Source organism: Actinomycetospora sp. 2LY8.5, assembly GCF_057180585.1.
In genome coordinates this window covers 117,149-142,005 of the sequence record NZ_JBXUHE010000004.1, presented here as the reverse complement: position 1 = coordinate 142,005, position 24,857 = coordinate 117,149, and the positions used below count along the sequence as shown (strand labels likewise).

At 72.8% G+C, this 24,857-nt stretch carries 20 protein-coding genes; 12 read left to right on the top strand and 8 right to left on the bottom strand.

The annotated features are described in order from the left end of the window. Positions 1-268: 268 nt before the first annotated feature. The 3 genes from AC2A1K_RS07050 to AC2A1K_RS07040 form a co-directional block, all read right to left on the bottom strand. A complete protein-coding gene (locus AC2A1K_RS07050) occupies positions 269-535 on the bottom strand; it encodes a hypothetical protein (RefSeq protein WP_483895604.1) in 267 nt (88 codons plus the stop codon). Then, a complete protein-coding gene (locus AC2A1K_RS07045; RefSeq protein WP_483895603.1) occupies positions 532-789 on the bottom strand; it encodes a DUF397 domain-containing protein in 258 nt (85 codons plus the stop codon). Before AC2A1K_RS07045 ends, AC2A1K_RS07050 begins: the two co-directional genes overlap by 4 nt. A gap of 111 nt (positions 790-900) precedes the next feature. Next, the gene (locus AC2A1K_RS07040) at positions 901-1,776 is read right to left on the bottom strand and encodes a helix-turn-helix domain-containing protein (RefSeq protein ID WP_483895602.1); all 876 of its coding nucleotides are present in this window, start codon (positions 1,774-1,776) and stop codon (positions 901-903) included. 199 nt (positions 1,777-1,975) lie between these two features. Between AC2A1K_RS07040 and AC2A1K_RS07035 the strand changes: the two genes are divergently transcribed. Further along, positions 1,976-2,815 carry an SAM-dependent methyltransferase gene (locus tag AC2A1K_RS07035; protein ID WP_483895601.1) on the top strand — a complete coding sequence of 280 codons (840 nt, stop codon included), beginning with the start codon at positions 1,976-1,978 and terminating at the stop codon, positions 2,813-2,815. A gap of 50 nt (positions 2,816-2,865) precedes the next feature. Beyond that, positions 2,866-3,390 (top strand): class I SAM-dependent methyltransferase, encoded by a 525-nt coding sequence (locus AC2A1K_RS07030; protein WP_483895600.1) that lies wholly within the window; start codon positions 2,866-2,868, stop codon positions 3,388-3,390. Positions 3,391-3,470: 80 nt separating this feature from the next. Here AC2A1K_RS07030 and AC2A1K_RS07025 read toward each other — a convergent pair whose 3' ends face one another. Continuing rightward, positions 3,471-4,481 carry an ABC transporter substrate-binding protein gene (locus AC2A1K_RS07025; RefSeq protein ID WP_483895599.1) on the bottom strand — a complete coding sequence of 337 codons (1,011 nt, stop codon included), beginning with the start codon at positions 4,479-4,481 and terminating at the stop codon, positions 3,471-3,473. Between the two features lie 205 nt (positions 4,482-4,686). Between AC2A1K_RS07025 and AC2A1K_RS07020 the strand changes: the two genes are divergently transcribed. The 4 genes from AC2A1K_RS07020 (at position 4,687) to AC2A1K_RS07005 (ending at position 11,151) form a co-directional block, all read left to right on the top strand. Further along, positions 4,687-6,180 carry an aldehyde dehydrogenase family protein gene (locus tag AC2A1K_RS07020; RefSeq protein WP_483895860.1) on the top strand — a complete coding sequence of 498 codons (1,494 nt, stop codon included), beginning with the start codon at positions 4,687-4,689 and terminating at the stop codon, positions 6,178-6,180. Further along, a complete protein-coding gene (locus AC2A1K_RS07015) occupies positions 6,177-7,745 on the top strand; it encodes an APC family permease (protein WP_483895598.1) in 1,569 nt (522 codons plus the stop codon). The genes AC2A1K_RS07020 and AC2A1K_RS07015 overlap by 4 nt, the downstream gene beginning before the upstream one ends. Further along, the gene (locus tag AC2A1K_RS07010) at positions 7,745-9,331 is read left to right on the top strand and encodes a GMC family oxidoreductase (RefSeq protein WP_483895597.1); all 1,587 of its coding nucleotides are present in this window, start codon (positions 7,745-7,747) and stop codon (positions 9,329-9,331) included. The genes AC2A1K_RS07015 and AC2A1K_RS07010 overlap by 1 nt, the downstream gene beginning before the upstream one ends. A 212-nt stretch (positions 9,332-9,543) precedes the next feature. After that, on the top strand, positions 9,544-11,151 hold the full coding sequence (locus AC2A1K_RS07005; protein ID WP_483895596.1) for a DHA2 family efflux MFS transporter permease subunit: 1,608 nt from the start codon (positions 9,544-9,546) through the stop codon (positions 11,149-11,151). Positions 11,152-11,167: 16 nt separating this feature from the next. On the opposite strand, the gene AC2A1K_RS07000 is transcribed toward AC2A1K_RS07005, so the two are convergent. Next, on the bottom strand, positions 11,168-11,908 hold the full coding sequence (locus AC2A1K_RS07000; protein WP_483895595.1) for an HlyD family secretion protein: 741 nt from the start codon (positions 11,906-11,908) through the stop codon (positions 11,168-11,170). Then, complete coding sequence (locus AC2A1K_RS06995; protein ID WP_483895594.1) at positions 11,905-13,476, bottom strand: efflux RND transporter periplasmic adaptor subunit; 1,572 nt, start codon at positions 13,474-13,476, stop codon at positions 11,905-11,907. Before AC2A1K_RS06995 ends, AC2A1K_RS07000 begins: the two co-directional genes overlap by 4 nt. Positions 13,477-13,762: 286 nt before the next feature. Here AC2A1K_RS06995 and AC2A1K_RS06990 point away from each other — a divergent pair, with 286 nt between their 5' ends. Then, positions 13,763-14,605 carry a siderophore-interacting protein gene (locus tag AC2A1K_RS06990; RefSeq protein ID WP_483895593.1) on the top strand — a complete coding sequence of 281 codons (843 nt, stop codon included), beginning with the start codon at positions 13,763-13,765 and terminating at the stop codon, positions 14,603-14,605. A gap of 78 nt (positions 14,606-14,683) precedes the next feature. Here the strand turns inward: AC2A1K_RS06990 and AC2A1K_RS06985 are convergent, their stop codons facing one another. Further along, positions 14,684-17,518 carry an aconitate hydratase gene (locus AC2A1K_RS06985; protein WP_483895592.1) on the bottom strand — a complete coding sequence of 945 codons (2,835 nt, stop codon included), beginning with the start codon at positions 17,516-17,518 and terminating at the stop codon, positions 14,684-14,686. A 390-nt stretch (positions 17,519-17,908) separates the two neighbouring features. On the opposite strand from AC2A1K_RS06985, the gene AC2A1K_RS06980 reads away from it, so the two are divergent. The 4 genes from AC2A1K_RS06980 (at position 17,909) to AC2A1K_RS06965 (ending at position 22,826) form a co-directional block, all read left to right on the top strand. After that, a complete protein-coding gene (locus AC2A1K_RS06980) occupies positions 17,909-19,396 on the top strand; it encodes an NlpC/P60 family protein (RefSeq protein ID WP_483895591.1) in 1,488 nt (495 codons plus the stop codon). A gap of 126 nt (positions 19,397-19,522) precedes the next feature. Then, positions 19,523-20,650: an AAA family ATPase gene (locus AC2A1K_RS06975; protein WP_483895590.1), complete on the top strand. Its 1,128-nt coding sequence runs from the start codon at positions 19,523-19,525 to the stop codon at positions 20,648-20,650. 194 nt (positions 20,651-20,844) lie between these two features. Next, positions 20,845-21,855 carry a DUF58 domain-containing protein gene (locus AC2A1K_RS06970; RefSeq protein ID WP_483895859.1) on the top strand — a complete coding sequence of 337 codons (1,011 nt, stop codon included), beginning with the start codon at positions 20,845-20,847 and terminating at the stop codon, positions 21,853-21,855. After that, a complete protein-coding gene (locus AC2A1K_RS06965; protein WP_483895589.1) occupies positions 21,855-22,826 on the top strand; it encodes a VWA domain-containing protein in 972 nt (323 codons plus the stop codon). Before AC2A1K_RS06970 ends, AC2A1K_RS06965 begins: the two co-directional genes overlap by 1 nt. Here AC2A1K_RS06965 and AC2A1K_RS06960 read toward each other — a convergent pair. After that, entirely contained in the window at positions 22,823-23,938 is a 1,116-nt protein-coding gene (locus tag AC2A1K_RS06960; protein ID WP_483895588.1) for an alpha/beta hydrolase fold domain-containing protein, read from the bottom strand. The genes AC2A1K_RS06965 and AC2A1K_RS06960 overlap by 4 nt on opposite strands. Positions 23,939-24,148: 210 nt before the next feature. Between AC2A1K_RS06960 and AC2A1K_RS06955 the strand changes: the two genes are divergently transcribed. Further along, positions 24,149-24,853, top strand: a complete 705-nt coding sequence (locus AC2A1K_RS06955; protein ID WP_483895587.1) for a beta-ketoacyl-ACP reductase — start codon at positions 24,149-24,151, stop codon at positions 24,851-24,853. The last annotated feature ends 4 nt before the right edge of the window (positions 24,854-24,857 follow it).

Genomic DNA, 24,857 nt, shown 5'->3' with positions numbered 1-24,857 from the left:
CGTGGGGGGGCCGCCGGACGTGTCGCCGCCGTGGTCACGGATTCCTCTCGTTCGCTGCTCGGTCGAGTCACGAGCCTAGGGACGAGAATTACGGAGAGCAATTGGCCGTTCGGCTGACGGTGCCTGTCCGGGTGACGCAACCAGTCATCCGTGGACGGATTGATTACTCTACGCCGAACGGCCGTGTCGTCTCAGTGTTTCCGAGAGTGGCCGACGCACGAGGGTGACGCCGTGACCGGAACGGCGGAATGGCACCCTCGGGAACGATTCAGGCCGAGGCGCGTGGAACCAGCCGCGACCAGAGACCTCCGCCGCCTCGGTGGGTCGACCCACCGGTCGGCTCGCCGGCCTCGAACGCGCATGTCTCGCAGCGGGAGGCCGGGGGAGCCGACAGCGACGACGCCCAGACGGTCGCGCGGCACATCGCCTCGAAGCGCCCGTCGCCGCCCTGCGCGGCGAGGAAGGCCGCATCGGACACGGCGTGGTCGATGCCGTCGACGGCGCACGTCAACCACATCGTCCGGTTGCGCCTCACGACGCGACACCGGTCACGTCGTCGGCGCCCAGCAGGTCGTCGTACTCCCCGCCCTTGATGTCGGCGAGGAAATCGCTCATCTCGGCGACGGAGAACACCAGCGCCGGGCCCTCGGGGAAGCGGGAATTCCGCACCGCGACACCCTGGGAGCGCACCGGGGCGAGCTCCACGCAGTTGCCCTGCTTGCCGGACCGGGCGCTCTTGCGCCATGTCACGTCGGGCAGAGCGTCGTGTGCATTCGGCACCTGGCCCATGCGACCGCCTCGATCGTCTGCACGTGCATCCGTCAGTGCATCGACTTTAGCAAGGGATCCGAGCATCTGCACGTGCATGTGACGTGGGCGAGTCGCCGGTGGCGCTCGGGCTCAGCGCTCGGCGGCGAGCTTCGTGAGGTACTGCCGGGTCTCGTCCGGCGTCAGCGCGTCGACGGCCACGCGGTCCATGACGCGGCTGTACTGCTCGACCTCGGGCCGCTTGTCCAGGTACGTCGCGTGGGTGAGGTGCTCCTGGTACACGAGGTCGGGCAGCTCAGGCTCCGAGAAGCGCAGGATCGAGAACGTGCTCTCCGCGGCGTACCCGGACAGCGCGAACGGCAGGACCTGCACGACGACGTTCGGGAGCGCCGAGAGCTCGAGCAGGCGCTCGATCTGCTCGACGAGCACCGAGTGGCCGCCGATCGGCCGGTGCAGCGCCGATTCGTCGATGATCGCCCACAGCGTGGGCGAGTCGCGGCGCCCGAGCATCTGCTGGCGGCGCATCCGGACGGTGAGGCGGCGCTCGTCGTCGGGGGTGGCGCGGTCCGGGTGGCCGGACGTGATGATCGCGCGGGCGTAGTCCTCGGTCTGCATCAGGCCGGGGACGAACAGCAGCTCGTAGGTCTGGATGCGCGAGGCGCTCGTCTCCAGGCCCACGTAGTCCTCGAACCAGTCGGGGAGCACGTCGCCGTAGGGCTGCCACCAGCCGGGCTCGTTGGAGCGCCGCGTCATGTCGAGGAGGAGCTCGCGCTCGCCGTCCTCGGTGATGCCGTACATCGTCAGCAGGTCGGCGACGTCGCGCTCCTTGAAGCCGACCTTGCCGGCCTCGAGGCGGCTCATCTTCGAGTCGGACCCGCGGATCGACCACGCGGCGTCCGAGCGCGCGACGCCGGCGCGCTCGCGGAGGCGACGTAGCTGGGCGCCGAGGATGATCCGGCGCGCAGTGGGCCCGGTGCCCTCCGGCTCGGTGTGCTCCTGCTCGGCCACGTCTGGTGCGCTCCCCGCTGTCCTCGGGCCCCGCTGCTTGCGCCGGCTCGGCCCCGCCGGCACCCGGCCCGTGCCGCCGAGTCCGAGACGTTACACGTCGCCACGTCCGGATGTCCGCTGATCGACCCGCGCCCGGAGGGACATCAGTATCCTCCTAGGGTGAGCGACGGACCGTGACGTACGTCCTGATGGGAACCCGATGACCGCTGCGCACTCGTCGTCCCGCTCGGGGTCGGCACCCGCCTACGTCGACACCACGAAGGCGAGCATCGCGCGCGTCTACGACACGGCTCTCGGCGGCAAGGACAACTATCCGGCCGACCGTGAGGTCGTCGAGAAGCTGCGCCAGGTCGCGCCGGAGATCGGCCAGTTCACCGTCGACCACCGGGCGTTCCTCGTGCGCGTCGTGCGCTTCCTCGCTGGCCAGGCCGGGATCGACCAGTTCCTCGACCTCGGCTCGGGCCTGCCCACCGCCGAGAACACCCACCAGGCCGCGCAGCGCCTGCGTCCCGAGGCCCGTGTGGTCTACGTCGACAACGACCCCACGGTGGTCGCGCACGGGCGCGCGCTGCTGGAGGAGAACGACCGCACGTTCTTCTCGCCGGGCGACCTCACGGTGCCGAGCGAGCTGCTCGCCGACCCGGTGGTCACCAGGAACCTCGATTTCGACCGACCGATCGGGCTACTGCAGCTCGGCACGCTGCACCACTACGACGAGAGCGCCCTGAGCTGCGTCGAGATCATGCAGCAGTACATCGACGCGCTGCCGTCGGGCTCGTACGTGGCGCTGAGCCACTTCCTCGACCCGGAGAACGAGCACAGCGTCGTCGCCCGTCGCATGGAGGACGTCTTCCTCCACAGCCCGCTGGGCACCGGCGTGTACCGCACCCGCGAGCAGATCCTCGCGATGATGCCGGGGCTCGAACTCGTCGACCCGGGCCTCGAGCTCTGCGTGACGTGGTGGCCGGACGGCCCGCAGCTGGCCCCGCTCCTGCCCGCGCAGCACTGCATCGCGGGCGTGGTGGGCCGCAAGCCCTGAGTCGGGAGACGGACCAAGCAGGGGAGCACGCCGACAGGGGAGCTCGACCGGTGTCGACCGCGGACAGGGAGCGCTGGGACGCCCGCTTCGCCGGTCTCGGGCCCGGCGAGCCCGGCCCACCGGGGGTGCTCGTGGGCCGCGAGCACCTCGTGCCCGTCTCCGGCCGCGCACTCGACCTGGCGTGCGGGCGCGGGACGGTCGCGGCCTGGCTGGCGCGCCGCGGCCTGGAGGTCGACGCGGTCGACGTCTCGCCGGTGGGTCTCGCGGCCGGGCGGGCGCAGGCGCCCGAGGTGCACTGGATCGCGGCGGACCTCGACGACGGTCTGCCCGTCACGGGACCCTACGACGTGATCGTCTGCCAGCGCTTCCGCGACCCCGCGGTCTACCCGGCCCTGGTCACGGCCCTCGCGCCCGGCGGGCTGCTGGTGATCAGTGTGCTGTCCGAGACCGGCGACACCGGCGGACCGTTCCGCGCCCCGCCGGGCGAGCTGATCGCGGCCTTCGGCCACCTCGAGGTGCTCCACCACGCGGAGGGGCAGGGCGAGGAGAGCCTGATCGCGGCCCTCGGCCGATGAGCGCCAGCCTGCTCACACCCCACGGCCGTCCGAGATCCACCAACGCTCCGCGCGACGGGCGACGTCGTCGGCGCGCGCCCTCAGCTGATGGTCGCCACCGGCGTCGCCGGGTCGCCGTCGAGCGCCGCGGCGAGGCGGGGGACCAGGCCGTCGAGCACCAGGGGCAGGCTCAGGACGCTGGAGAACGAGATCGCGCCGTTGAGCAGGCTCAGTTCGGGCAGTGCGACGACCCGGCCCTCGCGGACCACCCGCAGCGACGACACCAGCGGACCCGCCAGCGCCGAGGCCTCCGTCGCGCCGCCGTAGAGCCCGAGCAGCAGGACGTCGGCCTCGAGGAGGTCGCTGCGCTCGGTGGAGAGCTGCAGCGGTGGGGCCGTCGCCGGATCCCCGACAGCCGCGACCGCGGGATCGGGCAGGCGCAGGCCCATGCTCCGCAGGAACGTCGGCGCCGGGCCGGTGGGGTAGAGGTAGAGCGACCCCGAGATCGCGCTCGCGAGCAGGCCCGTGCGCCCGTTCGCCGCGAGCCCGGTGCGCGCCGCGTCGATCCGGGCGGTCAGGTCAGCGACCATCCGCTCGGCGTCGGCGTCCCGGCGCAGGGCCCGTCCGACGATGCGTGTCATGTCGTCCCAGCGGGCGCCGTAGTCGGCGGTCCCGGGCGGCTGGGCGATCGTCGGCGCGATCCCGGCGAGGAGGTCGTACTGGTCGCGGTCGACCTCGGAGTTCATGGCGAGGACGAGGTCCGGCTCGGCGGCGGCGACCCGCTCGATGTCGAGATTCTCCACGTCGAGCACCGGCGGCGGGGTCGCGGCACCGGCACGTTCCCGGGCCCACGGCCACAGGGCGCCCGGCTGCTCTCCGAACCACTCCCGGGTGAGGACCGGAACGACCCCGAACGCCAGCGGGTAGTCCTGCTCGGTCAGTCCGACGGTGACGATCCGTTGCGGCACGCCCGGGATCTCGGTGACGCCGTAGCGGTGCTCCACCCGCACGGCGCCCGCAGTGGGCGCGGTGGGCGCGGTGGGCGCGGGGGCGCAGGCGGCCGCGAGAGCGCCGGCGGAGGCGGCGACGAGCAAGGTTCTGCGATCGATCACCACTCGCGACACGGTAGCGGAGCCTTACCTTACCGCCGACGGTGGCGACCTGTGTGGTCCGTGTAAGGCATGGTGCCGACGTGGCGTGAGGTCGATACTCAGGCCGCGACCGGTCGGTCAGGGCCGACCGGGTGACGACACAGGTGACGACACCGGGTGACGACACCGGGTGACGACACCGGGTGACGACGAGGAGGCGCCAGGAGTGGGGCAGCTGTTCATCGACGGAGCGTGGACGACCGCGGTCGACGGGGGAAGGCGGGAGATTCGGTCGCCCGCGAACGGTTCGCTGGTCGCGGAGGTCGACGAGGCGGCCGCCAAGGACACCGAGCTCGCGATCGGCGCGGCACGGCGGGCGTTCGACGACCACCGCTGGTCGTCGGTGCCCGCCCCGGAACGGGGCGCCCTGCTGCTGCGCGTGGCCGACCTCCTCCAGCGGGACAAGGCGCGGCTCGCACGGGCCGAGACCGACGACACCGGCAAGCGTGTCGCCGAGTCCGAGATCGACATGGACGACATCACCCACTGCTTCCGGTGGTTCGGGCACCTCGCCTCCACCGACGACGGACGGCTGGTCGACACGGGCATCGCCACCGCCCGCAGCAAGGTCGTGCACGACCCGGTGGGGGTGTGCGGGCTCATCACGCCGTGGAACTACCCGCTGCTGCAGACGGCGTGGAAGGTCGCGCCGGCGCTGGGGGCCGGCTGCTCGTTCGTCCTCAAGCCCAGCGAGCTCACCCCGAGCACGGCGATCATCCTCATGGAGCTGCTGGCCGAGGCCGGTCTGCCCGACGGCGTCGGGAACCTCGTGCTCGGCGCCGGGGCGACCGCGGGGGCGCCGCTGTCGACCGACCCGCGCGTGGACATGGTCAGCTTCACCGGTGGGCTCGTCACCGGTAGGAAGATCATGGAGTCGGCGGCGGCCACGGTGAAGAAGGTCGCCCTCGAGCTGGGCGGCAAGAACCCGTTCGTGCTGTTCGCCGACGCCGACCACGAGACGGCCGTCGACAACGCGCTCACCGCGATCTTCCTGCACTCCGGTCAGGTGTGCTCCGCCGGTGCGCGGCTCGTCGTCGAGGAGTCCGCGCACGACCGGATCGTCGACGACCTCGTCGAGCGGGCGCAGCGCATCCGGATGGGTGGGCCGGACGACCCGGAGACCGAGACCGGGCCACTGATCTCCGCGGCGCACCGCGAGAAGGTCGAGCGCTACGTCGCGACCGGCGTCGCCGAGGGCGCGGTGCTGCGCTGCGGCGGCGAGCGCCCCACCGACCCGAAGCTGCAGAACGGATACTTCTACCCGCCGACGATCCTCGACCGCTGCACCCAGGACATGACCGTGGTGCACGACGAGTCGTTCGGTCCGGTGCTCACCGTCGAGACGTTCACCGACCTCGACGACGCCGTCCGCATCGCCAACGACACCGAGTACGGCCTGGCCGGGGCGGTGTTCTCCTCCGACCACGGCACGTGCGAGGAGGTCGCGGCGCGGCTGCGTCACGGCACGATCTGGATCAACGACTTCGGGCCGTACGTCCCGGCCGCCGAGTGGGGCGGCTTCGGGCACTCCGGGGTCGGGCGCGAGCTCGGCCGCGCGGGCTTCGCCGAGTACCAGGAGCCCAAGCACATCTGGACCAACACCCGGCCAGGGCCGACCGGGTGGTTCCCCTCCTCGACACAGCATGGGAGTGGTTCATGAGCAGCGAGAAGGCGCACAAGCAGGCCAGCTCGGCCGACGCCGAGGACATCGACGAGTTCGGCTACCGGCCGAGCCTCGTCCGGTCGCTCGGCAGCTTCCACACGTTCGCGGCGGGGATCAGCTACATCTCGATCCTCACCGGCACGTTCCAGCTCTTCTACCTCGGGCTGGGCACCGGCGGTCCGTCCTACTGGTGGTCGTGGCCCCTGGTGTTCCTCGGCCAGCTGATGGTCGCGCTGTGCTTCTGCGAGCTCGCCGCGCGCTTCCCGGTGGCCGGCTCGATCTACAACTGGAGCAAGCGGCTCTCGAACCACGGCGTCTCCTGGCTCGCGGGCTGGACGATGCTCACGGCCTCCATCGTGTCGATCGCCGCGGTCGCCCTGGCGCTGCAGGCGACGCTGCCGGAGATCTGGTCGGGGTTCCAGTTCATCCCGATGCAGGGTGACGAGGACACGAACGCGCAGGCGCTCAACGGCGTCATCCTCGCCGCACTGCTGATCGTGTTCACGACGGTCATCAACGCCTTCGGCACCAAGCTCATGGCTCAGATCAACTCGGCGGGCGTGTTCATCGAGCTCATCGCGGCCGTCGTCCTGATCATCCTGCTGGCGGTGAACATCGTGCGCGGCCCGCAGATCGTGCTCACCGACGGCGGCGTCGACGCGAGCGGACGGCCGTGGGGCTACGCCGGCGCCTTCCTCGTGGCCATGTTCGCCTCGCTCTACGTCATGTACGGCTTCGACACCGCGAGCTCGCTGGCCGAGGAGTCGCACGACCCGCGCCGCAACGCCCCCAAGGCGATCCTGCGGGCGCTGTTCTTCTCGTTCCTGCTCGGCGGCCTGATCCTGCTGTTCGCGATCATGTCGGCGCCCGACCTCTCCGATCCGGCGTACGGCAGCCTCGGCGGCCTGCAGAACCTCATCCTGGCCGTCCTGGGCGGCGGGGTCGGCACGGTCATCCTCATCGCGGTCGTCGTCGCGGTCGTGGTGTGCGCGCTCGCCGTGCACGCCGCGGCGATCCGGCTGGCGTTCGCGATGAGCCGCGACAACAACCTGCCCGCCGGCACGAAGCTCTGCACGATCAGCCCGCGCTTCGGCACGCCGGTGGTGTCGTCGGTGACGATCGGGATCATCGCGATCGTCCTGCTGCTGGTCACCTTCAGCCCGCAGATCTACACGGTGGTCACCTCGATCGCGATCATCATGATCTACACGGCGTACCTGCTGGTGACGATCCCGATGCTGGTCCAGCGCCTCCGCGGCACCTGGCAGCCCCGTCCCGACGGCTTCTCGCTGGGCCGCTGGGGCCTGCCGGTGAACATCCTCGCCGTGCTCTGGGGCGGGACGATGGCCGTCAACCTGGCCTGGCCGCGCAACGAGATCTACAACGCGTCGGAGCCGTTCCACTGGTACCTGCAGTGGGGCGGGGTCCTGCTGCCCGGGGTCATCCTCGGCGCCGGGTTCGCCTACTACTGGACCGTCCAGCGGCACAGGACCGGCGTCGTCGCCGAGCACGCGCGCGTCGAGACCGGACACCCCACCGACAAGCCCGTCCAGGAGGCGTGATGGCAGCCCCACAGAGCGCTGGGAACGAGTTCGACTACGTCGTCGTCGGCGGCGGGACCGCGGGGTGCGCCGTCGCCGCGCGCCTCTCCGAGGACCGGGAGGTCTCGGTCTGTCTCATCGAGGCCGGCCCGTCGGACGTCGGCGACGACCAGATCCTCGACCTGAGCCGGTGGATGGAGCTGCTCGAGTCCGGCTACGACTGGGACTACCCGATCGAGCCGCAGGAGTCGGGCAACTCCTGGATGCGCCACGCCCGTGCGCGTGTCCTCGGGGGTTGTTCGTCGCACAACTCGGCGATCGCCTTCTGGGCCCCGAAGGAGAACCTCGACGACTGGGCCGCCGGGGGAGCCACGGGCTGGACGGCCGACGAGTGCTACCCCTTCTACCGCAAGCTCGAGACCGCGCTCGACACGATCGACGAGGCCGAGGCGCCGGGCCGCGGCACCGACGGGCCGGTGACCATCCGCACGGTGGGTGACCAGGACCCGTGCGGGGTGGCGCTGCTCGAGGCGTGCGAGCAGGTCGGGCTCCCGACCACGCCGTTCAACACCGGCCGCACCGTGCTCCGGGGCGCGAACTGGTTCCAGGTCAACGCGAAGCCCGACGGGTCGCGGTCGTCGGCGTCGGTGGCCTACGTCCATCCGAACCTGGACCGTCCGAACCTCACGGTGATGACCGGCTACCGGGCCGAGAAGCTGAACCTCGACGCCTCCGGCCCCCGGCCCCGGGCGATCGGCGCCCGGCTGCGTACCCCGGACACCCGGCACGCGGTCGACGTCTCCGCGCGCCGCGAGGTGGTGCTCTCGGCCGGGGCGATCGACGGGCCCAAGCTGCTGATGCTCTCGGGCATCGGGCCCGCCGCGCACCTGCGCGAGATCGGTATCGAGGTCGTCGTCGACGCCCCGGGCGTCGGGGAGAACCTGCAGGACCACCCGGAGGGCCTCGTGCAGTGGGAGGCGCTGCAGCCGATGCCGACGGCGTCGACGCAGTGGTGGCAGATCGGGATCTTCGCCGGCTCGGAGGGTCGGACGACCCCCGACCTGATGTTCCACTACGGGTCGGTGCCGTTCGACATGAACATCGTCCGCCACGGCTACCCGACCGCGGACAACACGTTCTGTCTCACGCCGAACGTCACCGGGGCCCGGTCGAAGGGCACGGTCCGGCTGTCGTCCCGCGACTTCCACGACAAGCCCAAGGTCGACCCGCGCTACTTCACCCACGAGCACGACCGCGAGGTGATGATCCGGGGGATCCGGGTGGCCCGGGAGATCGCGGCGGCCCCGGCCCTCAAGGAGTGGGTGGGCCAGGAACTCGCGCCGGGCGACGGCGCGCAGACCGACGAGGAGCTCTTCGACTACATCAAGCACACCCACAACACCGTCTACCACCCGTCGTGCACGGTGAAGATGGGCGCCGAGGACGACCCCCTGGCCCCGGTGGACCCGCAGCTGCGCGTCCGCGGCGTCGACGGCCTGCGCGTCGCCGACGGGTCGGTCATGCCGGACCTGATCACGGTCAACCCGTGCATCACCACGATGATGATCGGCGAGCGCTGCGCCGACTTCATCAGGAACCCGCGATAGAGGTGGTCCGGGCCCGCCCCCGGCCCGGCGCTCGGGACGGGGCGGGCCGGGCGGGCCACCGGCGGGTGACCGTCGCGAGGTTGCCGACCGTGGGATCCGACGCGCGCGCCGGGTGGTCCGGCGGTCCCCGAGCCTCGTGACGCGCCGTGAGGCGATCACCGTCACTGTGCGTTCGGTGTGAAGCGCTGCGCCGGTCGACGTAGCCTCGTGCGGTGACGGCCAGGCCCGAGTCGCGGGAGACGGAGGCGGCGCCGACCCCGTTCCCGGAGCCGGTGGAGGCGAACGGTCACCACCCCGTGCCGGAGGACGCCGAGCCCACCGCGGCGGCACCCGCACCGTCCCGTGAGACCAGCTGGGTCGTCGCGCTGCTCGTGCTCGTCGCCGGGATGTTCATGTCGGTGCTGGACATCAGCATCGTCAACGTCGCGATCCCGGTGATGCAGAACGACTTCGGGGTCACCACCGAGGACATCTCGTGGGTGTCGACGTCGTACTCGCTCGCCGAGGGCGTGATCGTCCCGGCAAGCGCCTGGCTGGGCCTGCGGCTCGGGCTGGGCCGCGCGTACGTCGTCGCGATGATCGGGTTCGCGATCGGGTCGGTGCTGTGCGGCCTCGCCTGGGACCTGAACTCCATGATCGCCTTCCGCATCCTGCAGGCGATCCCGGGCGGCGTGATCCCCGTCGTGGCGCTGACGATGCTCTACAAGATCGTGCCCAAGGACCGGCTCGGCGCCGCGATGGGCATGTACGGCCTCGGGATCGTCTTCGCGCCGGCGATCGGCCCCACGCTGGGCGGCTACCTCGTCGAGTACGTCGACTGGCGGCTGATCTTCTTCATCAACGTCCCGATCGGCGTGGTCGGGACGATCGCCGCGATGATCTGGCTGCCGAACTTCGGGGGCGGCCGGGCACGGACGTTCGACCTCCCGGGGTTCCTGGCCATCGCCACGGGGCTGTTCGCGCTGCTGCTGGGGCTCCACGAGGCCGAGGACTGGGGCTGGACGTCCTACCCGGTGCTCATCCTCATCACCTACGGTGTCCTTGCACTGGCGCTGTTCGTGGTGATCGAGCTCGAGGTCGACCACCCGCTGCTCAACGTGCGGGTGTTCCTGTCCTGGCCGTTCACGAACTCCCTGATCCTCATCGCGGTCATCTCGGCCGGGCTGTTCGGCGTGCTCTTCTACATCCCGCAGTCGCTGCAGCTCAATCAGGGGCTCGGGGCGTTCGAGACCGGCCTGTTGCTGCTCCCGCAGGCGCTCGTGATGGCGGTGATCATGCCGCTGGCGGGGCAGATCTACGACCGGATCGGCGCCCGTTGGCCCGCCGTCGCCGGGCTGATCATCACGGCCTGGGGCACGTGGATGCTGCGCGACCTCACGATCGACACCTCGCACGGCGAGCTGGCGTGGATCCTCGGGTTCCGCGCGGCCGGCATCGGGCTCGCGATGATGCCGATCATGACCGGGGGGCTCTCGGCGCTGCCGCCGCACCGGGTCGACGGGGCGAGCGCGTTCAACACCGTCGTCCAGCGCTCGTCGTCGGCGATCGGGCTGGCCGCCATGACCGCGCTGATGACCGCGCAGCAGTCCCAGGGCTACGCGGACCGGGCGAGCCTGGTGCCCGCGGACCCGGAGACGTTCGGCTCGGTGCTCGGCGAGTACTCGATGTACCAGCAGCTGCAGACCCGCGTGTTCGACACCGCGCTCGGCGATCTCATGGTCGTCACCACGGTGCTCACCGCGGGGGCGGTGCTGCTGGCGCTCATGCTGCCCAGCGGGAGGCCGGCGCCGAGCGAGGGCCCCCGGGTGATGGAGGGCTGACCTCCCCCGTGCGTGCTCAGCCGGTCCGGTGGATGTTCACCTCGACGTTCATGCCGGGGATCAGCTCGAGGCCCTGCCGGTCGTCGATCCCGATCTTGACCGGGATCACCTGGGTGACCTTCTGGAAGTTGCCCTGGCTGTTCGACTGCGGCAGCGGCGAGAAGACGCCGGCCGCGCCGCCCTGGATCTCACGCACGGAGCCGGTGAACGTGCGGTCGGGGTACGCGTCGACGGTGAAGTCGACCTCCTGGCCCACCCGGACGGCGTCGATGTCGGTCTCGTCGACCCGGGCGGTGACGTAGACGCCCGCCGGGTCGTAGGCGATCGCCAGCTGCTGCCCGGCCGTGACGTAGGCGCCGTCGGTGGTGTCCTCCATCGCCACCGTGCCCGCCGCGGGGGCGCGGATGCTGCGTTGGGGGCGGACGTAGCCGCCGTCGATCTCGATGCGCCCGACGACCTGGTCGGCGCGCAGGACCGAGCCCTGGGTCCCCGTCCAGCCGACGAGGGTGCCGCTGGTCGGGGCGACGATCGGGATCTGGGTGCCGTCGACCTGGGCGTTGTCGGTGGAGACGTACTGGCGGGCGTCGAGGAGGTAGCTCAGCGTGAAGCCGATCGCCGCCAGCACCGCGATCACCACGATGACGATGAGCGCGATGCGGGTCCCGCGGCGCATGGGGCGGCGTTCCTCGCCGTCCTCGCTCGTTTCCGGTGCGTCGGTGGCCACGGGGCCCGTGGTGTCGTGCTCGCCGGCCGTCATCGGCGGGCCGCCACGAGCACCTGCTGGCCCTCGGTGAGGCCGCTGCGGACCTCGGTGCGGTCGGCGCCCACGAGCCCGGGGGTGAACGGCGTCGGCACCTGGCGCCCGCCGGGTTCCACCACGATCACCGAGGTCCGGTCGCCCTGCCGGATCACCGCGGAGTTCGGGACGCTGATCGCGTCCGGGCCCTCGCCGGTGATCACCGAGGTCCGGGCCGTCTGCCCGTCCTTGAGCCTGCTGTCGGGCTGGGCGACCGCGACGGTGACGTAGTAGTTGATCACGTTCGCGATGTCGGTCGAGGCGGGCGACACCGCCAGCACCGTACCGTCGAGCGTCACGTCGGGCAGGGCGTCGAGGGTGACGTGCGCGGCCTGGCCCGGGACCAGGGTGGCGGCGTCGATCTCCTGGAACGGGGCGACCACCGAGAACCCGGACGTGTTCTGCATGACCAGGAACTGCGAGCCGCCCGGGCGGCCGGGGGAGGCGCCGCCGCCACCCATGGACGCGGCCGCGGCACCCGCGTCGGCGGACGCCGCACCCGGGATGGCGGCCTCGCCGCCCGGGGCGAGGGGCGTCGTGCCCGAGCTGGGCTGCAGGAACTCGCCGACCGCCCCGTTGATCGCCGTGACGACGCCGTCGACGGGGGCCCGCAGGGTGGTGTTGGCGAGGTCGCGCTGCGCGTTCTGCACCCCGGCCCGCGCGTTGTCCACCTGCGCCCGGGCCCCGTCGAGCTGGTGGGGCCGGTCGGAGCGGGAGGCGTCGAGCTGGTTCTGGGTCTGGACCAGACCGTTGCGGGCCTGCTCGACCTGGACGCGCCCGGAGGCCTCGTCGATCTGCTTCTTCGACCGCGCCTGCGAGAGCTGGGCCTCGGCCTGGGCCACGCCCTGCGCGGCCGTGGCCGCCTGACTCTGGGAGCCGGGAAGAAGGATGCAGGAGGTGTTGCCTTGCTGCGCCTGCGTTCCCGGGGGCGGCACGAAGGGCGGGATGAGCGTCGGGTTGCCGTAAGCGGCCGCGCCGCCCCCGGCTGCACACGTCTGCTGGTCGCGGGCCAACTGCGCATTCGCCCGGTCTCGACCGGTCCTGGCGTCGCGGAGCGACCGCTCGGCCTGGTGGATCGCCTCGTTGTCCGCGTCGAGCGTCGCGTCGACCTGGCGTTCCGTCGCTCGCACGATCCGCCGGGCCTGGGCGACCGAGTTGCCGGCGCCGTCGACCGCGGTGTTGTCGAGCGCCTGCTGGTAGGCGGCCTCCTGCCCGTCGAGCCCGGCCTGGGCCTGCTCGAGGGCCTGGCGGGCGGCGAAGTCGTCGATCTTCGCGAGCACCTGGCCGGCGCGGACCTGGTCACCGACGTCGACGTTCACCTCGGTGAGCTGCCCGCCCTGGGGGAAGCCGATGTTGTTGTTGGCGGTCGCCGACACCGACCCCTGCGCCGACACGCCCGTCTCCACCGCCGCCCGGGCCACCGGCACCGTCCGGGGTGGCGGCGCCGACCCCCCGCCGCATCCGCTGACCACCAGCACCGCCGTGATCAGCGCGGCGGCCCCGACCACCCTCCGGGGGGAGAAGATCATGCTCGGCCAAACGAGCTTCAAGCAGCTGAGTGACGTCCGTGTGAGGTGCCGTGCGGGTCATGTCACACCGACGTTCGCGTGACGGACGCTCATCCGGTCGGTGCAGTACGCCGTCGGCCTCCCGCGCGCTCGGCGTACGGGCCGGGCCCGGCGCGGCACCCCCGGAGCCTGCGGTGTCCGGCAGCATCATCGCTACTCCTTCCGTCTCCGGCCGGGGTTGACCGGTGCGGCGCTCGGCATGCCCGAGTTAGGGTTGCCTCACCTGGCGGCGACGGAAGGGGAGTGCGTGACGGCGGCGTCGACACGTCCGGCGGTCCGGCTGCGGCGCGTGGTGGTGCGCGCGGTGGCCCGTCCGACACCGTGGGTGGTGCGGGTGACGTTCGCGGGGCCCGACCTCGCGGACCTCCCCGTGGTCGCCCCCGACGGGTACATGAAGCTGTTCTTCCCACGCCCCGACGAGGTCGAGCCCCAGCTGCCGCCGCTCGTCGAGGACACCGGCGACGGCCCCGACATCGCCGGCTGGTTCGCCCGCTACCTGGCGATGCCCGACGACGTGCGCCCGCCCATGCGCACGTTCACCCTGCGGCGACGGCGCGAGGACCCGGTCGAGATCGACGTCGACTTCGTCCTCCACGACGAGGGTCCTGCGCGCGACTGGGCGGTCCGCGTCACGCCGGGCGAGCACATCGCGTTCACCGGCCCCTACGGCCTCTACGCCCCGCGCGACGAGCACGACGGCGTGCTGCTCGCGGGCGACGAGACCGCGGTGCCGGCGATCGGCGCGATCGTCGAGGGCCTGCCGCCCGGCCGGCGGGTCACGGTGCTGGCGAGCGTCCGGGACGTCACCGAGCAGCAGGTCTGGGCGACCGACGGGGACGTCACCACGCACTGGACCTCGCCCGACCGGCTCACGGAGCGACTCCGCGACCTCGACCTCCCCGGCGAGCGGCCCTACGTGTGGCTCGCGGGCGAGGCCTCCGAGGTCAAGGCGATGCGACGGCACGTCGTGCGCGAGCGCGGCGTGCCCAAGGGTGACGTGTGCTTCACCGGCTACTGGCGCCGCGGGCGCACCGAGGAGCAGGAGGTGCGCGCCGCGATGGACGGCACCGCCGAACCGGCCGAGGACTGACCCCGGAAGAAGCGAACGCGCCGTTCGCTGCGATAGAAGCAGCGAACGGCGCGTTCGTTCGAAAGACGGAGGGCCGGCTCAGCCCAGCATCTTGCGCAGGACGTAGGGCAGGATGCCGCCGTTGAGGTAGTACTGCGCCTCGCCCGGGGTGTCGATGCGCAGGCGCGCGTCGAACTCGATCGCGTCGCCGGACTCCGGCGTCGCCGTCACGTGCACCGTGTCGGGCACGCCGCCGTCGTTGAGCGCCGTGACCCCGCTGATCGAGAACGTCTCGGTGCCCGTCAGGCCCAGCGAGTCGGCGTTCTGTCCGTCCGGGAACTGCAGGGGCAGCACGCCCATGCCGACCAGGTTGGAGCGGTGGATGCGCTCGTAGGACTCGGCGATCACCGCGCGCACGCCCAGCAGCGTCGTGCCCTTGGCCGCCCAGTCGCGCGACGAGCCCGAGCCGTACTCCTTGCCCGCGAGCACCACGAGCGGTGTGCCCTCGGCGGCGTAGTTCTGCGCCGCGTCGTACACGGCGGCCTGCTTCCCGCCCTGGGTGTAGTCGGCGGTGTTGCCGCCCTGGTCGAGCGCGCCGGTGGGGTTCGAGGGGTCACCGGTGGGCAGCAGGTTGCGCAGCCGGATGTTGGCGAACGTGCCGCGGATCATCACCTCGTGGTTGCCGCGCCGCGAGCCGTAGGAGTTGAAGTCCTTGCGCTCGACGCCGTGCTCCTTGAGATACCGACCGGCCGGCGAGTCCTCCTTGATGGACCCGGCGGGGGAGATGTGGTCGGTGGTCACCGAGTCGCCGAGCTTGAGCAGCACCCGGGCGCCCTCGATGTCCGAGACCGCGGAGGGCTCGCGCGACATGCCCTCGAAGTACGGGGGCTTGCGGACGTAGGTGGAGCCCTCGTCCCACGTGAACGTCTCGCCCTCGGGGGTCGGCAGCGAGGTCCACCGCTCGTCACCGGCGAACACGTCGGAGTAGCCCTGGGTGAACTGCTCCGGCGAGAGCGCCGAGGAGATCGTCTCCTGGATCTCCTGCGGCGACGGCCAGATGTCGGCCAGGGTGACCGGCTTGCCGTCGGTGTCGTACCCGAGCGGCTCGGTGGCGAGGTCGAGGTCCATCGTCCCGGCGAGCGCGTACGCCACGACCAGCGGCGGGCTGGCCAGGTAGTTCATCTTGACGTCGGGGTTGATGCGGCCCTCGAAGTTGCGGTTGCCCGAGAGCACCGCCGTGACCGCGAGGTCCTCGTCGTTGATCGCCTTCGAGATCTCCTCGGGCAGCGGACCCGAGTTGCCGATGCACGTGGTGCACCCGTACCCGACGAGGTTGAAGCCCAGCTTCTCCAGGTAGGGGAGCAGGCCCGAGCGCTCGTAGTAGTCCATGACGACCTTGGAGCCCGGCGCCAGCGAGGTCTTCACCCACGGCCGGCGCTCGAGGCCCTTGTCGACGGCGTTGCGGGCCAGCAGGGCCGCGCCGATCATCACCGACGGGTTCGAGGTGTTGGTGCACGACGTGATCGCCGCGATCGTCACCGCGCCGTGGTCGAGCTCGAGCTCCACGCCGTCGGCGGTCGTCACGGGCGTCGGGTGGGACGGGCGGCCCGACGGGTCGACCGGCTGCTTGTGCACCGCCGGCTTGTCGGCCTCCTCGTCGCGGCTCTCGGCGGGGGGATCGGACGCCGGGAACGACTCGGAGTACCACTCCTCGGACCCGGCCTTCGGCTCCGCGCCGTTGCTCACGTACTCGGGCAGCGACTGGCGGAACGACTCCTTGGCCGCGTCGAGCCGGATGCGGTCCTGCGGGCGCTTCGGGCCGGCGATCGAGGGGACGACCGTCGAGAGGTCCAGCGACAGCGTCTCGGAGTAGTCCGGCTCGGCCGTCGGGTCGTGCCAGAGGCCCTGCTCCTTGGCGTACGCCTCGACGAGCGCGACCTGCTCGTCGTCGCGCCCGGTGAAGCGCAGGTAGGTCAACGTCTCGTCGTCGATCGGGAACATCGCCGCCGTGGAGCCGAACTCCGGGCTCATGTTGCCGATCGTCGCGCGGTTGGCCAACGGCACCGCGCCGACACCCTCGCCGTAGAACTCCACGAACTTCCCGACGACGCCGTGCTCGCGCAGCATCTCGGTGATCGTCAGCACGAGGTCGGTGGCCGTGGCGCCCGGGGGCAGCTCGCCGGAGAGCTGGAAGCCGACGACCTTGGGGATGAGCATCGACACCGGCTGGCCGAGCATGGCCGCCTCGGCCTCGATGCCGCCGACGCCCCAGCCGAGCACGCCCAGGCCGTTGACCATCGTCGTGTGTGAGTCGGTGCCGACCAGCGTGTCGGGGTAGGCCTGGCCGTTCCGGGTCATGACGACGCGCGCCAGGTGTTCGATGTTGACCTGGTGGACGATGCCGGTGCCCGGCGGGACGACCTTGAACTCGTCGAACGCCGTCTGACCCCAGCGCAGGAACTTGTAGCGCTCCTCGTTGCGCTGGTACTCCAGCTCGACGTTGCGCTCGAAGGCGTCCGGGGTGCCGAAGAGGTCGGCGACGACCGAGTGGTCGATGACGAGCTCGGCCGGGGCCAGCGGGTTGACGTTCTGCGCGTCGCCCCCCAGCTCGGTGACCGCCTCGCGCATCGTCGCGAGGTCGACGATGCAGGGGACGCCGGTGAAGTCCTGCATCACCACGCGGCCCGGGACGTACTGGATCTCGGTGTCCGGCTCGGCGGTCGGGTCCCACTCGGCGAGCGCCCGGATCGACGCCTCCGTGGTGACGAGGCCGTCCTCGGTCCGCAGGAGGTTCTCCAGCAGCACCTTGAGGCTGAACGGCAGGCGTTGCGAGCCCTCGACCGCGGACAGGCGGAAGATCTCATACGACTGCCCGCCGACCTCGAGGGTGCCTTTCGCACCGAAGGAGTCGGCGGATTGGTCTGACGAGCTCACGGACACGTTCCTCCTCGTTCCTCGCGGGTGCGGCGAGTGGTGGTCGGCCGCGACCCGGGGTCGCTGCGGTCCCGGCGGCGTCCGCCCGGTGCAGGCCGGGCCGGTCCGGGTGGTGGTCCGGTCTGGCCCAGTGCGAATGATGCAGTGGCGACGCCCGACCCCGGGGTCGGGCGGGAGTCTCGCGCACCCTCACGGATGCCGCACTCCCACCCTCACCAGCTTACGACCGGGTACCCCGCCGTGTTGGCTCCGCCGCGGTCCGTCGGGGCTCCGATGACCCCACGAGCGGGCGATTCACGCCACATCACCGCGTGTCGGAGCCTGCGCGCGGCTCCGTCGGCCGCGATCCTCCTCCCGCCCGAGACCCGGGACCGGGGGAGTGGAGGACGCGTGCGTGGTGCGATCGCGGTCCCGGCCGTGCTCGCGACCGTGCTCGCGACGGTGCTCGCGACCGTGCTCGCGACGGCGCTGACGCTCGTGCCGACGGCCCACGCCGCGCCGCCGACCCCGACCCCGACCCCGACGCCGCCTCCGACGAGCCGGGCACCGGACGATCCCGCCGCCGATCCCGCCGCCGATCCCGCCGCCGATCCCGCCGCCGATCCCGCCGCCGATCCCGCCGCCGATCCCGCCGCCGATCCCGCCGCCGATCCCGCTGACGAGGCCGGCTCCCTCGCCGCCCGCATCGCCACCGCCCGCGCGGCGCTCGACCGCCTCACCGCGGACCTCGGGAAGCGCCAGGAGCTCGCCAACCGCGCCCTCGCCGACGACGCCGACGCCCGCCGCCGGGCCGACGACGCCCGCCGGGCCGCCGAGGACAGCCGGCGCGGGGCGGATGCCGCGGCGGCCACCGCCGAGCGGGCCCGCGCCGACGTCGACGCCTGGGTCACCGCGTGGTTCCAGCAGGCGGACGTCCTCGGGCCGCTCTCGGTGCTGTCGGGCTCCTCGGGTCCCGACGACGTCGCCGCCCGGGCGCACCTGCGCGACGTCGTCACCTCCGACCAGCGCGCCGCCCTCGACGGCGCCGAGCGCGCCCGCATCGAGGCCGCCAACGCCGACTCGCGGGCCCGGGCCGCCCGCATCGCCGCCGACGACGCGGCCGCCCGGGCGGCCGCGGCCCGCGTCGCCGCCGACGCCGAGCTCGCCCGCGTCCGCACCGACACCGACGCCCAGCAGAGGCAGCTGCGCGACCTCACGGCCCAGCGCGACGCGGCGCAGGCCCGCCTGCGCGACCTGGAGGACGCCGATCCCGCCCTCGCCGCCCGGCTCGACCGCGCCGAGGCGTTCGACGCCGCCGCCACGGCCCGCGACACCGCTCGCGACGCGCGGGTCCGCCGGGCCGCGAGCGCGGGACTGGAGGCACGGTCGGCGCGAGCGACCGACCCGCGGGCGGCCACCGACGACGACCCCCTCGCCGACGCCGGCATCAGCACCGACGGGATGACCGACGAGGTGCGCACGGTGCTCGAGCGTGCGCTCTCGCAGCTCGGCGTCGTCTACGCCTGGGGCGGCGGCGACGAGCAGGGCCCGACCCAGGGCATCCGCGACGGCGGGGTGGCCGACCAGCACGGCGACTACGACAAGACCGGCTTCGACTGCTCAGGCCTGATGATCTACGCGTTCGCCGCGCTCGGGGAGGACCTCCCGCACTACAGCGGCTACCAGGCCGAGGCGGGGCAGCGGGTGGCGCTCGAGGACCGCAGGCCGGGGGATCTGCTCTTCTGGGCCGACGACGACGGGCAAGGCGCCGTGCACCACGTCGCGCTCTATCTGGGGGGCGACCAGATGGTCGAGGCGCCGGAGTCGGGCAAGACCGTGCGGATCGCGTCCGTGCGGTTCGACGACGAGATCGTCCCGACGGTCACCCGACTGGTGTGACCAGCATTCACGGCCCCCACACCGGCCACCGGGTTGCCTGGTGGACCGGCGGGTAGCGTGCCGCCCCGGACGCACCCGTCCGGCGCGGACGGGGGCGAAGCGAGCGCCGAGCAGAGAGGGACAGCGGTGACCGAGCCCACGGACGCCGGCCAGACGGGCCAGACGGGACGGCAGGGCCCGTCGGGATCCCCGGCTCCTCCGGCGCAGACGGGATCCGGTGCCGGACAGGGACAGCCCTCGACGCCGGCCCACGACGCCGAGCAGCTCGAGCGCACCGTCCTCGAGGTCAAGCGCGTCATCGTCGGCCAGGACCGCCTGGTCGAGCGCATGCTCGTCGGCCTGCTCGCCAAGGGCCACCTGCTGCTCGAGGGCGTGCCCGGCGTGGCCAAGACCCTCGCGGTGGAGACGTTCGCGCGCGTGGTCGGCGGGTCGTTCGCCCGCATCCAGTTCACGCCCGACCTCGTGCCCGCCGACATCCTCGGCACGCGCATCTACCGCCAGGGCCGCGAGGAGTTCGACGTCGAGCTGGGCCCGGTCGTCTCGAACTTCGTGCTCGCCGACGAGATCAACCGCGCGCCCGCGAAGGTGCAGTCGGCGATGCTCGAGGTGATGGCCGAGCGCCACGTCTCCATCGGCGGCGAGACCCACGCGATGCCCGACCCGTTCCTCGTCCTCGCCACGCAGAACCCCATCGAGAACGAGGGCGTCTATCCGCTGCCCGAGGCGCAGCGTGACCGCTTCCTGTTCAAGATCCTCGTCGAGTACCCGACGGCCGACGAGGAGCGCGAGATCGTCTACCGGATGGGCGTGAACCCGCCGTCCCCGCACCGGGTGCTCGATCCCGCCGAGCTGCGCCGCCTGCAGGACGTCGCCGCCCAGGTGTTCGTCCACCACGCCCTCGTCGACTACGTCGTGCGGCTCGTCGTCGCGACGCGCTCGCCCGCCGAGCACGGGATGGCCGACGTCGGCGGCTGGGTGGCCTACGGGGCCTCCCCGCGCGCCTCGCTGGGGATCATCGCCGGCGCGCGGGCGCTCGCGCTCGTCCGCGGCCGCGACTACGTGCTACCCCAGGACGTCGTGGACATCGCCCCCGACGTGCTGCGCCACCGCCTGGTCCTGTCCTACGACGCGCTGGCCGACGGGGTGCCGGTCGACCACGTCGTCACCCGCGTCCTGCAGACCGTCCCGCTGCCGCAGGTGTCGGCCCGCCCGGTCGGGATGGGCCCGGCGCCCGTGCCGGCGGCGGGTCGGTGACCTCACCGGGGGACCCGCCGGACGGCACCCCGGCCGCACAGGTCCCCGAGCCCGGCCCGCGGCCGCCGGGCGCCCCGCCGGCGACGACGCCCACCGGCGACCCCCGCCCGGCCTGGGCGCCGCCCCCGACGTCCCCGGGGCCCTCGGACGCGCAGCATCCGAGGGTGCACGCCGAGAGGGGAGCCGGACCATCGATGTCGCCCGACGAGGTCGCCGGCGAGCGCACGCAGGCCCGGCTGTCGGCATCGCTGCGCACCCTCGAGCTCACGGTCCGGCGACGCCTCGACGGGCTGCTGCAGGGCAACCACCTGGGCCTCGTCCCCGGGCCGGGCACCGAGGCGGGGGAGCCGCGGCCCTACCAGCCCGGTGACGACGTGCGGCGCATGGACTGGTCGGTCACCGCCCGCACCACCGAGCCCCACATCCGCGAGACGATCGCCGACCGCGAGCTGGAGACCCAGCTCGTCGTGGACCTCTCGCCGAGCCTCGACTTCGGCACCGCGGCCTGCGAGAAGCGCGACCTCGCCGTCGCCGCGTGCGCCGCGGTCGCGCACCTGACCCGCGGCGGCGGCAACCGGATCGGCGCGGTCGTCGCCACCGGCGCCGACACGGTGCGCCTGCCCGCCCGCGGCGGCGAGGCGGCCGCCCGTGACCTGCTGCGCCGGATCGCCTCCACCCCCCTCGCGCCCGAGGGCACCCGCGGCGACCTGCCCGGCGCGCTCGAGGCCCTGCGCCGCCCGCCGCGGCGCCGCGGCCTGGTCGTCGTGGTCTCGGACTTCCTCGGCGACGTCGACTGGGAGCGCGCGATGCGGGCCCTGCGCGCGCGCCACGACCTCCTCGCCGTCGAGGTCGTCGACCCCCGCGACGAAGAGCTCCCCGACGTCGGCACCGTCGTGCTCGCCGACCCCGAGACCGGGCGCCACCGCGAGGTCACCACCACCCCGACGCTGCGGCGGCGCTTCGCCGCCGAGGCCGCCGCCCACCGCGGGCGCGTCGCCGCCGCCCTGCGCACCTGCGGGGCGGGCCACCTCGTGCTGCGCACCGACCGCGACTGGATCGCCGACGTCGTGCGCTTCGCCGTCGCCCGCAAGCGCGGCTGGTCGGGCGGGTCGACGACGGGCCGTGTGCCCTCGAGCGCCGCGCAGGTCGAGCTCCCCCCTCGGCCTGCTGGACTCGACGCTCCGTCCCCCGCCGGGGGCCGCTGATGTTCGCGCACCCCTGGTGGTTCCTGTTCCTGCTGGTCGTGGCCGCCCTGGCGGTCGGCTACTGGTGGATCAACCGGCGCCGGCAGCGCTACACGATGCGCTTCACCAACCTCGCGCTGCTCGAGCGCGTGGCCCCGAAGGGCCCGGGGCGCTGGCGGCACGTCCCGATGGCGCTCGTGCTGGTCGCGCTGGTCCTCATGACGATCGCGCTGGCCGGCCCGCAGGGCACCGCGCAGGTGCCGCGCAACCGTGCGACGGTGATGCTGACGATCGACGTGTCGCTGTCCATGCGCGCCACCGACGTCGAGCCCTCGCGGCTGCAGGTCGCCGAGACCGCGGCGTCCGCGTTCGCCGACCAGCTCCCCGCCGGCATCAACCTGGGCCTCTCCTCGTTCGCGGCCACCCCGAGCACGCTGGTCACGCCCACCACCGACCGCCAGGCGGTGAAGAACGCGATCGGCAGCCTTCAGCTCGCCGAGTCGACGGGCACCGGCGACGCGATCCGCGCGAGCCTTGCCGCGATCCGGGCGTTCGGCAGCCAGATCCGGGGCCCCGAGGGCCCGCCGCCGGCGCGGATCATCCTGCTCTCGGACGGCAAGCAGACGACGCCGACCACCGACCCCGCCGACGACCGGGGCGCCTTCCCGGCCGCCGCCGAGGCCCGGGCCGCCGGCGTGCCGATCTCGGCGATCTCGTTCGGCACCGAGTACGGCGAGATCGAGATCGACGGGCGGCCGGTCTCGGTGGCCGTGGCCGACGACCAGATGCGCGAGATCGCCCAGCTCTCCGGCGGCGACTTCCGCCGCGCGTCCACCGAGCTCGACCTGCGCGAGACCTACGCCAACCTCGCCGAGCAGGTGGGCTACGAGGAGCGCACGGTCGACCTGTCCGGGCGCTGGTTCCTCGCGGCCACCGTCCTCGTCGTCCTGGGCGCCGCCACGGCGATCGCGACGGGGCAGCGGCTGCCCTAGATGTGATCGACCGTCAGCCGGTCGACGAAGGCCCGGATGTCGGCGATCGCCGCCCGGTGCTCGGCGGGCAGTGCCTGCCGGAAGATCATCTCCGCGCCGTGGGTGATCCCGAGGTTCACCCGACCCTCGACCGGGACCCCGGCGGCGAGGAGCTTGCGGTAGTAGGCGAGTCCCTCGTCGCGCAGCGGGTCGAGCTCGTTGACGGTGATGACGTGCGGCGGCAGGCCGGCGAGGTCGTCGGCGGTCGCGAAGTACGGCCAGGCCAGCGGGTCCTCGGTGTGCCGGCCCGCGGGATCGTACTGGGCGACCAGCAGGTCCATGAGGGCGCAGTTGATGAAGTAGCCGTCGTTCTCGATCATCGACGGGAGCTCGCGGAGCTTGCGCGTGCGGTCCCACGCGTAGCCGCCGCTGACGTAGGGCACCGAGGCGTAGACGCCGTCGACGGCGTCGAGGTCGCCGGAGCGCTTGGCCCGCAGCGTCGTGGCGAGCACGAGGTTCGCACCACCCGACTCGCCCTGGAGCACGAGGCGCGTCAGGCCCAGCTCGCCGCGCTGGTCGTCGAGCCAGCGCACAGTGGCGGCGCAGTCGTCGAGGCCGGCAGGGAAGGGGTGCGGGCCGAGCTCGGTCCACGCGTTGCGGAACCCGACCCGCACGGCGACGACCCCGGACAGGGCCAGCTCGCGGCACCAGCGGTCGTGTACGCGGGTCTCGGCGTCGAGGATCGTCATCCCGCCGCCGTGGACGTAGACGACGCACGGCAGCGGGCCCTCGACTCCCGCCGGGCGGTAGAGACGCAGGGGGACGAGATGCCCGTCGGGGCAGGCCACCGACGTGTCGGTGGTCGTGACGGCGTCGTCGGGGGCGTCGCCGGGCAGGTCGAGCGGGATGGTGGCGTAGAGGCCGCTGAACGCCTCGTGCAGCCCGCCGACGGCCTCGGCCACCGCCTCCCGGCCGGCCTCCCGGGTCAGCGGGGGCGCGGCGGCGGGGCCGTCCAGACCGACCGCGGCGAGCGCGGCGACGAGGTCGGGCTTCGCGCGCGGGTCGGTGCGCAGGTCGAGGGAGGGGTCACCGAGCCGGCCCGGGAGGGTCGGGGATGTGTCGGTCGCGGTCATCGGGCCTCCGGGACGAAGCGGCAGGGTTGATCGACTCCGCGATCGACCCTATGGCGTGGGACACACCCCGCAAGACGCCGTTCGGCCGTCACCACCAGCGCGTACCGGTGCGAGTCGGTAGCCTTCCGCCGCCGCACGGAGCGGATGGTCGAGCTCCCCCATCGACGTGCGGTGCTGAAACCTTCGTCTCCACCGACCGAGAGGAGCCGCGTGAGCCGCGTCGTGCTGGTCACCGGAGGCAACCGAGGGATCGGGCTCGCCACCGCGCGGGAGCTCGCCGAGCGCGGACACACGGTGGTGGTCACCCACCGCTCGGGCGAGCCGCCCGAGGGCCTGCACGGGGTGCAGGCCGACGTCACCGACTCCGCCTCGGTGGACGCCGCGTTCTCGCGGGTGGAGTCCGAGCACGGGCCGATCGAGGTGGTCGTCGCCAACGCCGGCATCACCCGCGACGGCCTGCTCATGCGCATGCCCGAGGACGCGTTCACCGATGTCCTCGACGCCAACCTCACCGGCGCCTGGCGGGTCACCCAGCGCGCCATCCGAGGCATGGTCAAGGCGCGCTTCGGTCGGTTGATCTACATCTCGAGCGTCGTCGGCCTCGCCGGCGCCCCCGGCCAGGTGAACTACGCGGCCTCGAAGGCGGGGCTCGTGGGCCTGGCGCGCTCGACGGCCCGCGAGCTCGGCGGGCGCGGGATCACCGCCAACGTCGTGGCGCCCGGGTACGTCGACACCGACATGACCGCCGAGCTGACCGACAAGCGCCGCGAGGAGCTCCTCGCCTCGATCCCGCTGGGCCGCACCGCCGCGCCCGAGGACATCGCCAAGGCCGTCGCCTTCCTGGCCTCCGACGACGCCGGGTACGTCACCGGCGCGGTGCTGCCGGTCGACGGCGGCATCGGCATGGGCCACTAGAACA

Coding starts and splice junctions, on each gene's coding strand:
- AC2A1K_RS07045 (WP_483895603.1), bottom strand. CDS start 789: ATGGGCCAGGTGCCGAATGCACACGACGCTCTGCCCGACGTGACATGG.
- AC2A1K_RS07035 (WP_483895601.1), top strand. CDS start 1,976: ATGACCGCTGCGCACTCGTCGTCCCGCTCGGGGTCGGCACCCGCCTAC.
- AC2A1K_RS07015 (WP_483895598.1), top strand. CDS start 6,177: ATGAGCAGCGAGAAGGCGCACAAGCAGGCCAGCTCGGCCGACGCCGAG.
- AC2A1K_RS07010 (WP_483895597.1), top strand. CDS start 7,745: ATGGCAGCCCCACAGAGCGCTGGGAACGAGTTCGACTACGTCGTCGTC.
- AC2A1K_RS07000 (WP_483895595.1), bottom strand. CDS start 11,908: ATGACGGCCGGCGAGCACGACACCACGGGCCCCGTGGCCACCGACGCA.
- AC2A1K_RS06995 (WP_483895594.1), bottom strand. CDS start 13,476: ATGATCTTCTCCCCCCGGAGGGTGGTCGGGGCCGCCGCGCTGATCACG.
- AC2A1K_RS06970 (WP_483895859.1), top strand. CDS start 20,845: ATGTCGCCCGACGAGGTCGCCGGCGAGCGCACGCAGGCCCGGCTGTCG.
- AC2A1K_RS06965 (WP_483895589.1), top strand. CDS start 21,855: ATGTTCGCGCACCCCTGGTGGTTCCTGTTCCTGCTGGTCGTGGCCGCC.
- AC2A1K_RS06960 (WP_483895588.1), bottom strand. CDS start 23,938: ATGACCGCGACCGACACATCCCCGACCCTCCCGGGCCGGCTCGGTGAC.